Below are 399 nucleotides of genomic sequence, written 5' to 3'. Positions count from 1 at the left end.
TGTTTTACGTGCAGATATTGGTTTTGCTGCGTTTATTCCAATGTCGGCTGTATTTGCTGAGAAATTTGGACGTAGAGCAACCTCAATCGGGGTATGTGTTGCCTCAGCACTGTTTGGTTTAGTGTTTGCAAGTATGCTTGAGTCAGGTAGTACAGTGATTGTGTTCTTGTTCTTATGTGTAGGTTTAGCACTAATGGGCATGACATATGGACCGATTGGGACTGTTTTATCTGAAATCTTTCCTATTTCTGTTCGTTATACAGGGTCAGCATTAACCTTTAACTTGGCGGGTATTCTAGGTGCATCATTTGCTCCTTTAATCGCAACAGAGCTTGCGACCAAGTACGGTTTACAAGCTGTTGGTTACTACTTAACAGCTGCATCTATTCTTTCGCTTTT

The 399-nt window shown here is 41.4% G+C and carries 1 protein-coding gene; it reads left to right on the top strand.

The features are described from left to right. On the top strand, nt 1-399 hold a 399-nt coding region (locus FLQ44_RS07835; RefSeq protein WP_147693940.1), incomplete at both ends, for an MFS transporter.

Origin of the sequence: Vogesella mureinivorans (assembly GCF_007644035.1) — a bacterium.
Classification (GTDB): domain Bacteria; phylum Pseudomonadota; class Gammaproteobacteria; order Burkholderiales; family Chromobacteriaceae; genus Vogesella; species Vogesella mureinivorans.
Note: the sequence above shows the minus strand (reverse complement) of the source record. Positions and strands in the feature narration are given on the sequence as shown.